This is a genomic window from Novosphingobium sp. ES2-1 (assembly GCF_015169775.1).
Taxonomy (GTDB): Bacteria; Pseudomonadota; Alphaproteobacteria; order Sphingomonadales; family Sphingomonadaceae; genus Novosphingobium; species Novosphingobium subterraneum.
On sequence record NZ_CP063447.1, the window covers coordinates 239,473 to 254,287 of the forward strand.

15 protein-coding genes are annotated in these 14,815 nt (G+C 60.9%); 10 read left to right on the forward strand and 5 right to left on the reverse strand.

Features of this window, described 5'->3' with window-relative positions; all coding sequences use genetic code 11:
• The first annotated feature begins 52 nt into the window (after positions 1-52).
• The 3 genes from IM701_RS19210 to IM701_RS19220 all read left to right on the forward strand — a co-directional run bounded on the left by IM701_RS19210 (position 53) and on the right by IM701_RS19220 (position 2,569).
• Positions 53-922, forward strand: coding sequence for an enoyl-CoA hydratase/isomerase family protein (locus tag IM701_RS19210; protein ID WP_193828915.1), 870 nt, complete (start codon positions 53-55; stop codon positions 920-922).
• A 73-nt stretch (positions 923-995) separates the two neighbouring features.
• A complete protein-coding gene (locus IM701_RS19215) occupies positions 996-1,931 on the forward strand; it encodes an SMP-30/gluconolactonase/LRE family protein (RefSeq protein WP_084281336.1) in 936 nt (311 codons plus the stop codon).
• A gap of 50 nt (positions 1,932-1,981) precedes the next feature.
• Entirely contained in the window at positions 1,982-2,569 is a 588-nt protein-coding gene (locus IM701_RS19220; protein WP_039337906.1) for a TetR/AcrR family transcriptional regulator, read from the forward strand.
• Positions 2,570-2,613: 44 nt separating this feature from the next.
• On the opposite strand, the gene IM701_RS19225 is transcribed toward IM701_RS19220, so the two are convergent.
• Genes IM701_RS19225 through IM701_RS19235 form a run of 3 tightly spaced genes read right to left on the reverse strand, consistent with a single transcriptional unit; the run spans position 2,614 to position 5,494 of the window.
• Positions 2,614-3,111 (reverse strand): flavin reductase family protein, encoded by a 498-nt coding sequence (locus IM701_RS19225; RefSeq protein ID WP_193828916.1) that lies wholly within the window; start codon positions 3,109-3,111, stop codon positions 2,614-2,616.
• Positions 3,108-4,373, reverse strand: a complete 1,266-nt coding sequence (locus tag IM701_RS19230; RefSeq protein WP_193828917.1) for a cytochrome P450 — start codon at positions 4,371-4,373, stop codon at positions 3,108-3,110. The genes IM701_RS19225 and IM701_RS19230 overlap by 4 nt, the downstream gene beginning before the upstream one ends.
• Before the next feature lie 38 nt (positions 4,374-4,411).
• Positions 4,412-5,494 (reverse strand): zinc-binding dehydrogenase, encoded by a 1,083-nt coding sequence (locus IM701_RS19235; RefSeq protein WP_193828918.1) that lies wholly within the window; start codon positions 5,492-5,494, stop codon positions 4,412-4,414.
• Between the two features lie 298 nt (positions 5,495-5,792).
• Between IM701_RS19235 and IM701_RS19240 the strand changes: the two genes are divergently transcribed.
• The 4 genes from IM701_RS19240 (at position 5,793) to IM701_RS19255 (ending at position 9,584) form a co-directional block, all read left to right on the forward strand.
• Positions 5,793-6,539 (forward strand): SDR family NAD(P)-dependent oxidoreductase, encoded by a 747-nt coding sequence (locus IM701_RS19240; protein WP_039337900.1) that lies wholly within the window; start codon positions 5,793-5,795, stop codon positions 6,537-6,539.
• A 50-nt stretch (positions 6,540-6,589) separates the two neighbouring features.
• Positions 6,590-7,360, forward strand: a complete 771-nt coding sequence (locus IM701_RS19245) for an enoyl-CoA hydratase/isomerase family protein (protein ID WP_193828919.1) — start codon at positions 6,590-6,592, stop codon at positions 7,358-7,360.
• Positions 7,361-7,608: 248 nt separating this feature from the next.
• Positions 7,609-9,222 (forward strand): flavin-containing monooxygenase, encoded by a 1,614-nt coding sequence (locus IM701_RS19250; protein WP_370584383.1) that lies wholly within the window; start codon positions 7,609-7,611, stop codon positions 9,220-9,222.
• A gap of 44 nt (positions 9,223-9,266) precedes the next feature.
• Entirely contained in the window at positions 9,267-9,584 is a 318-nt protein-coding gene (locus IM701_RS19255; protein WP_193828921.1) for a 2Fe-2S iron-sulfur cluster-binding protein, read from the forward strand.
• Positions 9,585-10,049: 465 nt separating this feature from the next.
• On the opposite strand, the gene IM701_RS19260 is transcribed toward IM701_RS19255, so the two are convergent.
• A complete protein-coding gene (locus IM701_RS19260; protein ID WP_193828922.1) occupies positions 10,050-10,820 on the reverse strand; it encodes a lytic transglycosylase domain-containing protein in 771 nt (256 codons plus the stop codon).
• Between the two features lie 108 nt (positions 10,821-10,928).
• Positions 10,929-11,861: a nucleotidyltransferase and HEPN domain-containing protein gene (locus IM701_RS19265; protein ID WP_193828923.1), complete on the reverse strand. Its 933-nt coding sequence runs from the start codon at positions 11,859-11,861 to the stop codon at positions 10,929-10,931.
• A gap of 362 nt (positions 11,862-12,223) precedes the next feature.
• Here IM701_RS19265 and IM701_RS19270 point away from each other — a divergent pair, with 362 nt between their 5' ends.
• From IM701_RS19270 to IM701_RS19280, 3 genes are read left to right on the forward strand one after another with little or no spacing between them, the layout of a single operon-like run.
• On the forward strand, positions 12,224-12,361 hold the full coding sequence (locus IM701_RS19270; protein WP_168905529.1) for a benenodin family lasso peptide: 138 nt from the start codon (positions 12,224-12,226) through the stop codon (positions 12,359-12,361).
• A gap of 55 nt (positions 12,362-12,416) precedes the next feature.
• The gene (locus IM701_RS19275) at positions 12,417-13,055 is read left to right on the forward strand and encodes a lasso peptide biosynthesis B2 protein (protein ID WP_193828924.1); all 639 of its coding nucleotides are present in this window, start codon (positions 12,417-12,419) and stop codon (positions 13,053-13,055) included.
• Positions 13,052-14,791, forward strand: a complete 1,740-nt coding sequence (locus tag IM701_RS19280) for an asparagine synthase C-terminal domain-containing protein (RefSeq protein WP_193828925.1) — start codon at positions 13,052-13,054, stop codon at positions 14,789-14,791. Before IM701_RS19275 ends, IM701_RS19280 begins: the two co-directional genes overlap by 4 nt.
• Positions 14,792-14,815 lie beyond the last annotated feature (24 nt).

A 14,815-nucleotide genomic window follows, 5' to 3' on the forward strand; every position in this document is an offset into this window, starting at 1 on the left:
AGGGGCGTTGCTGGCAGGATGACCCGGACCGGTGTCCGGACAGGAGATGACGATGGACGTGGATGGAGTTGCCCTTGAGGAAGGCGAGGCGATCGACTGGATCGTCTTCAATCGGCCCCAAGCCGCAAACGCCTTCTCGGCAGCGGTGCTCGAGCAGTTTTCCGCGCTGGTGAAGGACCGTCAGACAAGGGGCGCCCCGGTTCTGGGCATTCGCGGAAACGGAAGGGGCTTCAGTTCCGGAATGGACCTTGGCGAATACAGCGCGACGAGCGGCCCGACGAGCGACGTGCTGAGGCTTTCCTCCTATGTCGAACGCTGGCTCGACCTCTGGCGGCACCCCAAGCCGGTGATCGTGGCGGTGCACGGCTATTGCATTGGTGTTGGGGCACAACTTGCCTCGTTTGCAGACATCGTGGTGGTGGCCGATGATGCGGTGATAAGCGAGCCGACCATTCCGATCGGCGGCGGATTTATCGCCCCCACCTGGGCCAGCCATGTCGGTTCGCGGCGGGCCAAGGAATTCGCGTTCCTTCCAGGCAACCGCATCGACGGGCGTACAGCGGCCGAATGGGGATGGGCGAACTGCGCCGTGCCCGCGTCGGAACTCATCGCCTGCTGCGAAAGCCTCGCCGAGCGAATAAAACTCGTGCCACCTGCGGTTCTCACCATGAAAAAGCGCTCGATCAACCGGGCCATGGAAGCAGCGGGCTTCCATGCAGCCCTCTCCGCAGTTGCGGAAAGCGACGCGCTTCTCCACCTCGAACCCGAGGTTTCGAGGATCAGAAACCGCCTCAAGGGCGAGGACTTGAAGGCCGTGGTCAAGGATTACGCCGGCGAAAGCTCGCAGGAAATCTTCCGCCGCCATCGGGTTGGCGCCGAGAACCACGACCGAGGTGACAAAAGAGTTGCCGATTCAGACTAATCTGAATTAGGCTGGACAAAAGGAGTTCGAACAGCTGGGCTCAGCGTTCGACGTTTCGAGACAGGATGATGCGATGATGGAAGGTGAACGGTGGCGCTGCCTCTGGGACGCCAAGGCTATCCTCGGCGAAGGTACGATCTGGGATGACCGCGATGGCTGCATCTACTGGGTCGACATAGAAGCGCCGAGCGTGAACTGGTTCAATATCGAGACCGGCAGCAAGGGCACCTGGGTTCCCCCCAAATGGGTCAGTGCATTAGCGCCCAGATCGTCGGGTGGGTTCATTGCCTCTTCGGCCGATGGGTTCGTGCATATCGATCCCCAAGCGGGAACCTACCATCCGCTCGTCCACCCGATTGCCGATCCGCGCATCGCCAGGTTGAACGATGGCGTGGTCGATCGCAGCGGTCGCTACTGGTCAGGTTCGTGTGATTGCAGCCAGTGGGACGAAAGCACCACGGCCGAGGACAAGGAAAGCACGCTCGGCAATCTCGACGCGCGCAATACGGGCGAGCTTTACCGCCTGGACGCGGACGGAACCGTGTCGTCGCAAGAGCAGAACATCGTGACGGCCAACGGTCCGGCCTTCAGCCCCGACGGCCGGACCGCCTACGTCAACGACTCGATGCCTTTGGTGAGTTGGGCCTATGACGTCGATGCTGACGGCAACCTCTCGAACCGGCGCGACTTTCTCCGTTTCAAGCCGGACGACGGTTATCCTGACGGGATGGCGGTGGACGTCGAGGGTTGCATCTGGATGGCGTTTTACGAAAGCTGGATGCTGCGCCGGTTTGCTCCGGACGGCACGCTGCTGGAAGAGCGCCGCCTGCCGGTAAGGCGCGGCCTTCGCCCAGCCTTTGGCGGCACGGACTATTCGCGGCTGTTCCTGATCACCGGGTCACAGGGGTACGGCGCCGACCAGTTCGCGCAGCAGCCTTTGGCCGGCGGGCTTTTCGAAATTCTTGATCCCCCTGCCGCTGGCGTGCCAAACGTTCCATTTGCAGGTTGATCACAAAGCCCCGGTGCATCAGTTGTGCCTGAACCAAACGAAGATTGATCATGGCACAAGTTGAAAACGGCAAGACGCGCATTCTTGATTCGGCGGCGACCGCCCTTCGACAGAAGGGCCTTGCCGGCGCGAAACTCACAGAGATTGCGGCCGGTGCCGGGATGCTTGCGCCCAGCATCTATCATCACTTTTCCTCGAAGGACGATCTGGTCGAGGCGGTGATGATGGAAGGCATATACCGCAACAATCGCCACATCATGGCTCAGGTTGAAGTGCTGGGGCCATCGGCGACCGCGCTGGAACGGCTGCGGGCGGCGATCGAAGCACATATCGGCTTTCTCCTGACCGGCGATGACTATTCGTCGGCGGTTTCCCGCGTATTCGACGATCTGCCTGCGGAGATGAAGGGCCGGGTCCTGGCGGCCTATTCCAGTTTCGACAACTACTGGCGCGATCTAATTGCCGCCGCGCAAGCCGATGGCTCTGCAAGAAGCAGCCTTGATCCGACGGTCGTCAGGAAGTTCCTGATCGCGATGCTCGACTCCTGCGCCACATGGTACCGGCCGGGCAAGCTTGCACCTGCCCAGATCGCGGAGCAGGCTGCGGACCTCGCCTTGAACGGGTTTGCCAACGAGTAACTCGGCCCGCCCCGGGTGCAGGGCCGCGACCGGCATTCGGACGATCAGGCTGCAGGCGGGAGGGATGCAACCTTGCCGTAGCTTCCCTTGTGAAACAGCAGGGGATCGCCCTCGCCTGCGACGCCGAAGCTTTCGACAGCACCGAGAACCAGCAGGTGGTCCCCGGCATCGCTTACGGAGTGCGTCGAGCAATCGATCCAGACGAGTGCCCCGTCGATCAAGGGAGCGCCGCGTGGTGAGGTGGAGTGCGCTATGCCTTCGAACTTGCGCGGGTCCTTCGACGCCAACTTGCGGCAGATATCTTCCTGTGACGCACCCAGCACGTTCACGCAGAACCCGTCGCAAAGGGACAGCGCGCCCCAACTGCCCGACTGCTTGTCGGGGAAGAAGCCGACAAGAGGCGGATCGAGCGATACGGACGTGAACGAACCGACGATCATCGCAGCTGGCGCGCCATCCAAGGACATCGCCGTGATTGCACAGACCCCGGTAGGATAATGGCCGAGGACCTTGCGGAAAGATGCCTTGATGTCGTCCATCATGCCGAAACCTTCTGCCGCTCCCACTCGAGCGGAATGTTCTCGACCGCCGCGACGATACCCGAATGGTAGATCGGCCTTGCCCCGTCCGTGAGCCTGAACTCGGGAATGCGAGCAAGCCATTCCTGCAGCATCACGGTCACTTCCAGCCGCGCAAGGTGCATGCCTGCGCAGCGGTGCGGCCCTTGCGCAAAGGTGGAGTGGGTGACGTCCCGACGGGAGAGGTCGACGGTCATCGGATCGGCATGCTGCCGATCGTCAAGGCCATGCAGGGCTGTCGGCAGGAGAATGAGATCGCCCTCCTTCAGTTGCGTGCCATGGAACTCCATGTCGGCAACGACATAGCGGGCATCGGAAACCACGGCGAAACGACGGAACAGCTCTTCAACCCCGCGCTGCAGCTTGAGCGGATCGCTCCTCATTTCAGCCACCGTTTCCGGATGCCGAGCGAGGTAGATCATCATGAAACCGAGGAAGTTGACCACGGTATCAAGCCCACCGAGCAGCAGGAGCGACACGAGGCCGAGCGCCCGGTCGTCGGGCATGGGCTTGCCGTCGATCTCGACATTGAGAATGCGGGTGATCAGATCTGTCCCACTGCCGCCCCTGCGCTCGGCAATGATGGGCGCCACGTATTCAAAGAAGCCGCGGTTGGCCGTTTCCAGCGATCGGCCCTGCTCCTCGGGCGTCTTGCCTGACGGACGGGTCATCTCGTTTGCGAGAAGGCCAAGCTTGTGTGCATCCTCCATCGGCAATCCCGCCAGTGCGAGGAAGACCCGCACTGGAAAGACCGTTGAAAACTCGCTGCCAAAGTCGCAGCTTCCCCGATCGGCGAAGCTCTCGATGATCTCCACCGCAATGGTCCGGATCTGCTCTTCGAGCTTGCGGATCTCGGCAAGATTCAGACCCTTGTCGATGGCCTTGCGATAGGGCGTGTGCTCGGGCGGATCGAGCTTTGTGGGCACCATATCGTAGGCTTCACCCGCTTCGCGCGGGACCCAGATGACCCGGCTCGAGAAGCGTTCGGGGCTGCGATAGACTTCATCTATCACCACGCCGCGCGTTGCGATCCAGTGCCCACCCGTGAACGGAGTCCAGACCAGCGGCGGGGTATCCGGCTGCTGCACCTGCTTCCAGGCTTCGTGGAAACCTGCCTCCAGTCCGTCAAGGTCATAGGCGTCGATCTCGCGTATCAGGTCAGCGGGAACGTGGGGGGGCGGGGACACGCGATGTTTCTCAAGTGTTTTCGGGGTTTCGGCGTTCATCGGTCCTGTCCTTGAATTCTGGTCTGTCACCCTAAGGTTCAGCTGATCGACGGGTCGATCACCGCCTTGGTAGCGATGCCGGTCTTGGTGGCGTGAAGCGCTTCGGCAGCTTGCGAGATGCCGAAGCGGTGGCTGACCAGTTCTGCAAGCGGCACCTCGTGCTGCACGCGCGCGGCGAACTGCATGCCGTGATAGTAGTTCTTCGGCGCAGGGAACGATGCCCCGCCGACCGTGAGGTTCTTGAGCGTCAGGTCACGCGGCGAGATTGGCTGCGTTCCGATCGCACCCCAGAGCCCGAGGATGATGTAGCGGCTGTGGATGCCACTGATGTCCACGCCTTCGGGAAAGGCGGGCAGTGCGCCTGCCGCTTCAATCACGATATCGGGGCCCTGCTTGCCGGCGCGATCGTAGATCATCCGCTTGCGCTCGTCCTGTGGCAGGCCGAGCGACACCGTTGCGGTTGCACCGAGCTTCACCGCGGCATCGAGCCGGGCGGGCGCAGCATCGATCACGATCACTTCGCGGGCTCCGGCCTGCGCCGCAACCAGGACCGCAGAGAGTCCGACCGGTCCGGCGCCTTGCACGACTACACTATCGCCGAAGCGCACCGGTCCGCAGCGATCGAAGCCCCGCAGCACGGTTGGCAGCGCGCAGCCGAGCGCAGCAACCGCTTCGGGGATGGCGCCATCCGGCAACCGGTAGAATGGCATCGAATTGGGAAGCCATGCGAAATCGGCGTAGCTGCCCCAGTTTGGCTTCGATGCATCCTCGAAGTAGCGGCTGTTCTCGCACGGTGTCTCTTCAAGGATCGTGCAGGAATAGCAACGGTGGCATAGCGCGATGGGCGACCACACGACGAGATCGCCGCGCTTGACCGGCACGCCTGCGTAATCGGTGGATACGCCCGCGCCGAGCTCGATGATCTCGCCGACGCCTTCGTGACCGAGGATGATCGGGAAAGGCATCTCGCCGGCCTCGCCGGTCATGATGTGGACATCGCTGCCGCACACGCCGCCCAGCACCGTGCGCACGAGCGCCCCTCCCGGTTCGGGAGAATGGACGTTCACCTCCCAAGTTTCGAGGCGGTTGGTCTCAACCAGGACCGTTGCCCTGCCCTTCATCCGTCATCTCCTCTCGACATGAAGCCGCCGGAAGCCCTCGCAGCTCTTTCGTTGCTGTGAAGCTATCCAACTAATCACAATTAGTCCATAGGATTGATTCCACCTGCGGTAGGATTGTCTCAAGCGAACAAACGCAAACGCGCAAAGCGGCAAAATACCCGTTTTTACGGCCTTTCTCAAATTCCGCTTAGCGACAAGCGGCGAGATCTCCCTCAACAAAAGCCATTGTCGTTCCGACAAAATTTGATAACATTACCTGAATCGGGATTAGGTAGCGACGTTCGAGAGGAGACGAACAATGGCAAGGCTGGCAGGCAAAACCGCAATAATCACGGGTGCCGCGCGGGGAATGGGGGAATCGCATGCCCGCACCTTCGTAAGGGAAGGCGCAAAGGTCGTCCTTACCGACCTCAGCGAAGCTGCAGGCCACGCACTGGTCGAGGAACTGGGCAACGATGCCATATTCCTGAAGCAGGATGTGACGGACCCCGGCTCCTGGGATGGCATCGTCGAAGCCGCAGTCCGCCAATTCGGGTCCATCGATATCCTCGTAAACAACGCCGGCATCCTTGGCCCCATGGCGGCGACCGACAGCCTTGACGACGACGGCTACCGCAAGGTCTGCGCTGTGAACCAGGACGCGGTCTTCTTCGGGATGCGCGCGGTCCTGCCCGTCATGGTCAAGGCGCAAAAAGGCTCGATCGTCAACATCTCGTCGATTGCCGGAATGGCCGCAAACTACGGCTTTCCCAGCCTTGCCTACGTTGCCAGCAAGTTTGCCGTGCGCGGAATGACCAAGGCGACTGCCGTGGAATTCGGCAAGTACAACATCCGCGTCAATTCCGTGCACCCGGGCTTCATCCAGACGCCGATGATGGTCGAGGCCACAGACGAGGTGGGCGGTGATGCGTTGTCGCAGATCCCCCTCGGCCGCATCGCCGACCCGTCCGAGGTTTCCAACCTCGTGCTGTTCCTGGCGTCGGACGAGGCTTCCTACATCACGGGCGCGGAACACCTCGTCGATGCCGGCATGCTGGCACACTGAGTCAAAAGACTGAACTAGGCCCAGGCGGGAACCGGGGAAGGATAGGACAAATGGCGCTGATCGAAACATCCACCGTGGGGCACGTCGGCTACATTACCTTGAACCGGCCGCAAGCGCTCAATGCCCTAAACGAGGAGATGGACCAGCTTCTCGGCGCAGCGTGGGACAAGTTCGAGACCGAGAGCGGAATCTGGGTCATCGTCCTGCGCGCCAACGGCGAACGCGCGTTCTGCGCCGGGGGTGACATGCACGCACCGCCCACGGGCAGCAGCGGCCTGTCGTTCGGAGGCGGGATCACCGGCATTGGGGGGCGGCTGCGGCCGATCTCCAAACCGGTGATCTGTGCAACGCACGGCCACGTTCTGGGGCTTGGCTTCGAGATCGCGATGTGCGCCGACATCATCGTCGCTGCCACAACCTCGAGATTCGCCTTTCCCGAAGCTCGCGCGGGAATCATCGAACACTGCGGAGTGGTGCACCGGGCAGTGCGGCAATTGCCCCACCATGTCGCCATGGCGATGATCCTCGCCAGCGAGCCGTTGGATGCCGTGCAAGCCGCGCAATACGGGCTCGTCAACGAAGTCGTCGCACCCGACTGCATTGAACAGGCGACGGCACGCTGGGCGGAGAAGCTGCTGGCCTGCTCGCCCCTTGCGGCACGAGCTGCAAAGGAAGCCGCCCTCGCAGGGCTGGAAGGCTCGCTTCCCGAGGCGCTTTCCCGCACCTACCCCGGCATCAGCCGCTATGCCGATAGCGGCGATCGCACCGAGGCAATCGGCGCGTGGTCCGAGCGCCGGAACCCGCACTGGACCGGCATGTAAGCAACTAACCTAAGATTGGTTAGAGTGCATTTCACCAAACCCCGCGCTTTCGCGGGCCAGATTTGCTCAAATATCTCCCATCATCAGGCATATTTCCGAGAATCTTGAAACACTCTTCAAATCGTGTTGCCATCCAACCTAATTCTAATTAGGCTGGATTCAGCGATTCAGGGGTACCGTCAGAAGCGCACGCCCCTGCGCCCGAACAAGGCCGAGGAACGCCAATGTCAGATTCAAATAGTCCTATCGTGGTTGATGCGGTCGTTGTCGGCGCGGGTGTCACCGGGATCTACCAGACGTATCTCTTGCACCGGAAAGGCATGTCGGTTCTCGGCGTGGACGCCGCCGACGACGTTGGTGGAACGTGGTACTGGAACCGCTATCCGGGCTGCCGCCTTGATACAGAGAGCTACGCTTACGGCTACTTTGCGATGACGGGGATAATCCCCGACTGGAAGTGGAGCGAGCGTTTCGCGGGGCAGGCAGAGATGCTGCGTTACGTGAATGCGGCGGCCGATGCGATGGACGTGCGCCGACACTACAGGTTCAAGACGAAAGTGCTGAGCGCGCACTTCCTGGACGACGAGAAGCGGTGGAAGATCACGCTCGACAGCGGCGAGACGATCCACGCACGCTTCTTCATTTCGGCCACCGGTCCGCTTTCGGCATCGAAGATGCCGGACTACAAGGGCATCGACCTGTTCAAGGGCCAGGCCTTCCACTCCTCGCGCTGGCCCCGCGATGACCAGGGCAATCTTGCAGGCATGGACTTCGCCGGCAAGCGCGTTGCAGTGCTGGGCACCGGGGCGACCGGCGTGCAGATCATTCCGATCGCGGCGGAGACGGCGGGCGAGCTGTTCGTGCTGCAACGCAATCCGAACTGGTGCACGCCGCTGGGCAATACACCGCTCAGCGACGAGGACATGAACCTGATCCGCACCCGCTACCCGACCATCCTCGAATACGTGAAAACTACCGACACCGCGTTCCCGTATCACCGCGATCCGCGCAAGGCATCTCAGGTCTCAGCCGAAGAGCGCGAGGAGTTCTTCGAACGACTGTATGACCAGCCCGGCTACGGCATCTGGCTCAGTGGCTTTCGCGACCTGTTGCTGAGCCGTGAATCCAATCAGTTCCTTGCCGATTTCGTGGCCAAGAAAATCCGCCAGCGGGTCAAGGACCAGACGGTTGCGGAAAAGCTCATTCCCACCGACCACCCATTCGGCTCGAAGCGCGTCCCGATGGAGACGAACTACTACGAGGCGTACAATCGCGAGAACGTGCATCTCGTGGACCTGAAGGCCGCGCCAATCGACGAGTTCGTCGAGAACGGCGTGATCATCGGCGGCGAACTGCTCGAGGTCGACGTGATCATTTTCGCAACCGGCTTCGATGGCGTTACCGGCTCGCTTGACCGGATAGACATCCGTGGACGCCAGGGCCAACGACTGATCGACGCCTGGGCCGACGGGCCGACGACCTACCTGGGCCTGCAGACGCGCAACTTCCCGAATTTCTTCGCGCTTGTCGGGCCGCACAACGGCTCGGCTTTCTGCAACGTCGGTGTCTGTGGTGCGCTGCAGGCTGAATGGGTCACGCAGATGCTGCTCTATATGGCGGCGCGTGGCTTCGAGACTGCCGAGCCGAGCGAAGCGGCGGAAGCCGCATGGACCGAGGCAATCTACCGTGACTTCGAACGGACGCTGATGGCCGAAACAAACGCTTGGTGGATCAAGGTCACCCACAAGCCCGACGGCAGCGTGGTTCGACGCACGCTCGTATATGTAGGCGGAGGCCCAGAGTATCGCCGCCGCTGCGAGCAGGTCGCCTATTGCGATTACGAAGGCTTCGAAATGGCCTGAGCCTGCGATTCCTCAGTCTCACCCCTTTTTTCAGTAGGCAAATTATGATCGATCTGAAAGTCGTGAAGCGCAACGGCACCGAACTCTCCATACAGGCAAACCCAGGCTGCTCGGTGATGGAGGCACTGCGAGACAATGGCCTGGACGAGCTGCTGGCACTTTGCGGCGGCTGCTGCTCCTGTGCCACATGCCATGTCTATGTTGAGGCCGGGCCAATTGGAGCCAATCAAGTGGACGGTGCAGACGAGGACGACCTGTTGGACAGCTCAGACCACAGGCAGGAAAATTCACGTCTTTCATGTCAGATCATGCTGGACCAAACAATGCACGGCATGATTTTGCGGATCGCGCCGGAAGACTAACAGGCACAGCCAGCGGCACTTGATGCTGTGAGCCCTCATCACGATGAGATGAGACAAATTGACGCGCCCGCTTCAACCTGCCGGGCGCCGCCACATTGGCTGGCCGCAATCGAGACGATCAAGGCCGCTTCATTACGTCCAGATTACGCCTGACAAGGTGCATATCGTGACTCATGCAGCATCTTTGACGAAACCCAAAACCCCCGGAAGCAGGGGTTTCTCCCGGTCGGGGAGTAGCGCAGCCTGGTAGCGCATCTGGTTTGGGACCATAGGCGCAATCGGCTTAACGAAGGGCAGTCTAGACGATCAGGCACCGGATGCTGGAAAGTCTTCAGCGTCTGCACCCTTTGGCATGCTCGCGCCGATGTTTGTGCCGATGAACGAAGGGCGGCTTAGGCCAATCCCCGTGGCAGAGTAGCCGTTCCGGTCAGTCCGCAATCATCGCCATACATCGGAGGAACCCCGCTATTTAAATGTTGCCAAGACAGCCGTCCTCCCGGTTGATGGACCGCCCGCCATCCGGGTTTGTCGCTGTAAGATTTCGCCGTGACGAGCGTGCTTGGCGATCCTCTCCCAATTGTTCAGAACGGATCGAATGTATGCCTTCGTTTCGCTGATGTTTGGAATGCGGCCTTCACTGAGCGCCCGACGCTCTGGACCTGCATTGTACGCTGCCAGCGCAAGGTCGATTCTGCGGAACCGGACCAACTGATCGCGCAGATAACGGGCTCCACCGCGCAAATTGCTCATCGGCTCAAATGGCCTTGCGACTCCCATCGCATCGGCTGTTCCGGGCATGAGTTGGGTCAGCCCTTTGGCGCCTGCTCTGCTGGTGGCCAGTGTTCTGTAACCGGACTCCTGGGCTACCAAGGCCTCTAACAGACTTGGCAAAATACCGGATTCGCATGCCGCTTTCGCAATAGCGGCGTAATGCATCCGCCGTCGTCGTTCGACCTTGGCAGAGAGCCAAGGTGCAGGAACATACGGCGCGGAAGCACAGGAGGAATAGGCAAGGTGATGCTGCGCTGGTGTCGTCCGCGGATCGGCTGTGGTGCGAAGAAAGAAGCGCAGTGCCCTGTCTACAGGACTGCTGGACCTCGAGGCCGACTTTGATTTGCGCAGGTCGTCAACACTAGCAGAAGTTGATGGCCCGAAAACCATCACCTCGACAGACTGCGCATGCGCTGACGGGGCAAATCCGAGAGCCACCAGGCCAAGTGCCAGATACCGAAGCATTCACGCCTCCACAGGCGTGCCGGCTCGGCAGGAATTGCGCTAGAAGCATTTGACTCGATCCAGCCAGCCAAGTCAAACGCTGTCGGGACCAATCAACGAAATCACGGCTCATGCCGTCTGCCGCCGGACCTGTGCCTCGAGTTCGGCTATGCGCTCCGAACAGATCGCATGGACTACGCGACCGAGCTCTTCGACCTGCTCTGCGAGCCAAGCCAATTCCTCGCCAGAAATCCGGTAATGCTTGGAATATCGGGCCTTGACGTAGGCTTCCTTGAGCTTCTCGAACATCCCGCGCTGCTTGCGGTTGTCCGTCGGCCAGACATGAACGAGCCGCCGATCAAGCCGCTCAGCTTGGGTGCGCAAGAAGCCAAGGTTGTGCACGTGTGGCGTGTAGAATGTCACCGTGAGAAGGACACAGTGGTAAAGGCATTCAGTTGTCTGGTGCAGGAGGAAGGCCGCGTCTTTGCTGTAATCCTTCTCAGCTGCAATCTTCGCCAGTTCAAGTTTCCGCTGGGCGCCCGGCATCCACTCCTCGAAATACTCCCGTGCCATCGCAACCGCCTGCTGCGGTGTCTTGGGCTTTGGCTGATGCAGTTCCTCCTCGTCTGCCTGGTAGAGCGCGATGCCATCCCGGGCGACGTCGATGAAGAAGTAACGCCCATGCGCCAGGCCGTCGTTCACCTCGCCCAGCGTGTGGACGATGAAGTTGACTGGCGTCTTGAGAGTGCCGGTCACTCCGTACTCGCGCATCAGGCGCTCATCGAGCCGTGACCAGTACTTTACCCGGTCGGTCAGCCGCGCATCGTTGACGATGATCAGCAGGTCGTAGTCGGACTTGTAGCCCTTTGCAGTGTGGGGTTCGTCGACCCAGCCACCGCGCGCATATGAGCCGTATAGCACCACCTTGAGGATCCGACCCTGTTTCTTCCATTCGCGGCGCGCTAGAGCAAAGCTGTCTTCAAACTCCTCGAAAACAAGCTGTACGACGCGCTCAAGCTCACGTTGTTTGTGTGCTGGGAGATGATCGAGACTCGTCCGCATCTTGGCGTCAGCCTAGCAGCAAATTACGAGCAATGCACCAATATGAATGCTCTTTAACACATTGTATTCTATGAATTTATCAAGAAGTGTGCTTCTTCTCCGGGCCGTTGCAGGGCCATGATGCAATTGATTTGCGTTGCGCCGCTGCTCCTGAGTGACCGGGTCGCCGCTGCGCATGTCCAGGCCGAAAAGCTAAAGGCTGCGGTGTGGGTCCCCAACGATCCGTTTCATGTCCCGGTCATTTCATATCCCTGTCCCAAGCCGCTCAAAATAAAGCCATTATAAAATGGCTGGCAATGCCGGTCGGGATCATCCTTGGCCTGCGACAATGGAGTCGCATTTAGCCAAGAAGGATGAAGATCATGACCGAGAACACTCCCCGCGAGGACACCCTGATCGATCTGGGTGAAGCCTCGACCACCACCAAGGGCCAAGCGATCGTCGAACTCGATGTCAGCGGTGGCAACCTCCGGTTCCTCCCCGGCATCGCTGCCGAGTGACCGGATCGGGCGCATGCCCCTGTTTCAGGGCATGCGCCCTTCGGTGCAGTTTCCCATGACCACTCCCCTCCGCGCATTGAGCTTCTGCGTCATCGAAGATACGGCGCTGTTCCTCGATCTGGCTCGCGACCGCTACTTCCGGTTGCCGGAAAGTGCCAATGCCGCTTTTCTCGCCAGTCTGGTCAATGGCGTTGCATTTGCCCCCGCGTTGCAGTCTGCCGGACTAGACCAGTTCGTTTCACTCGCTCCACTTCGTGCACAAGGGGGTAACATCCACACCCGAGAGTGCGCCGATCTGCGGGGGTGCCATTTCTCGCCATACCTGATCGCCCGCTCGCTTTGGGAGCAGCGCGCCACGGAGCGAAGGCTGGCCAAACGTGGTATGCACACGGTCCTGTCCGAACTGCAGTCAGCTCTGCGCGGGCAACAAGCGAACAGACCTCTAGGCGATAATGGGGCAGCGCTGGTTAAGGCCTTCGAGGACTCTGCGCTTGTGCGAAGTGCAGTCGATCGATGCCTGCCGCGATCTGTTGCACTTGCCCGACTCCTGGCGCGCTCAGGCTACTCCTGCCAGGTCATCATGGGTGTCAAACTTAGACCCTTTGCCGCCCATTGCTGGGTACAGGCCGGGCACCTCGTACTTAACGAAAGCGTGGAAGAGGCGGCGCGCTACACACCGATCCTGGTCCTGTGAAACCGGTCCGCTTCCTGCTGACCTGGCCGGACGCGAGTGCGGGCAACATCGAGCACTTCGCTTTGTCGACCGGTTCCACGATCCGTGTTCCAGGACTCGATAGCCCTCGCCTGTGGGCCGAGCACGAGGAGCACGTTCTGGACGCTGGCGAATGCGGCGTCGTGATCGGCTATCTGTTCGAGAGGGCGACCGGCCGACGTGTCACCCGCCTGCCCCGAGAAATCCTTCAGGCTCCTGACGCATCAAGTTTCGCGACATGGCTTACGCGCGAATATTGGGGCGCCTATGCAGCCCTGCTTATCGATGGGCCGCATTTGTGCGTTTACCCGGATCCGTCAGGACTGCTGCCAGTTTTCCGGTCGGAGACCGCCGAGGGCCAAGCCTGCATGAGCGACCCGACGCTGCTGCATACGCACTCCGTTACCAAAGCGAGCGTTTCCTGGTCTGACCTCGCCTCGCATCTCCAACGGCCGGATTGGCGCGGTCAGCGAACCTGTCTTACCGGCATCGAAGAAGCGCCCGCTGGACACATGACGTCGTGGACCAAGGAAGGCGCAACGTCGGTCGCCGTGTGGCAAGCCAGCCATTTCATGCCGGACAGAGAGACCCAACCTTTTGACGAATTGGCCGTTGAATTGCGCACGACGGCACAACGCGTCATGCAAGCGTGGGGAAGCGTATCCGGCCGCCTGCTGGTATCAGCCTCGGGCGGAGTCGATTCCTCGCTGATCGCAGCCGCGCTTGCGACGGCCGGTCAGGACTTCGCCTGCCTGACGATGGCGACAGGTGACCCTAGCGGCGACGAGCGCGTGCCAGTGCGGATGCTTGCCAATGCGTTAAGCGTAGAAACCTTCGAGGCTTACTACGATCCCCGAAGGGTCGATCTGGCCGCTCCGGTTTCGCTGGGCTTGGCGCGCCCCACTGGCAAAGCGTTCATGCAGGAAGTCCGGCGCCACGCAATCGAAGCCGCTGGCCGGTCTGGGGCCAGCGCGGTCGTCGATGGCAATGGCGGCGACAATCTGTTTTGCTATCTGCATTCTCCGGCGCCGATCCTCGACCGCTGGCGCAACGAGGGCCTCTCGCGCGGCACGGCGGCAACTTATCTCGACATGTGCCGGATCGCGCAAACGACATTGCCAGGCATGGCACGGGCTTTGGCCATGCGGGCGCGGCGCGGAGCTCGACCTGCAGCCTGGATGGCTGATCGGCGATTGCTTGCAAGTGATGTGCCCGTCTGTGACGCGCGGGCTGAAATCGAAGACCAGGTACTCGCGGTTCCGTTCAAGCATCAGGGCAAGGTCGATCACCTGGCGTTGTTGCTGCGTACGCAGAACTTCATCCATTCCGCCAGCGGTCCTGCAGACCCGTTACAGTTCTCACCCTTGATGAGCCAACCCCTAGTCGAGCTGTGCCTGTCGATCCCGACATGGATCTGGTGCCAGGGCGGAATCAATCGGGCACTGGCCCGTGCAGCGTTCTCGCAAGAACTGCCCGCTGCCATCGTACGCCGTGTGTCCAAGGCCGGTCCCGACAGCGCCATGCGCGTGATCTTCGCCCAGAATCGGGCGCTGATCCGGGACATGCTTCTCGGTGGCCTGTTGAGGGCCAACGGACTACTCGATGCAGTCGCGATTGAGCAGGCCATAGCCAGCGACCCACATGGAAAAGACCCGATAATTTATCGGCTCCTGGACTTTGTCGAAGCTGAGGCTTGGTCGCGCTCTTGGCAGCCTTGATCTCCAGCGTGGCTCAAAATTCCC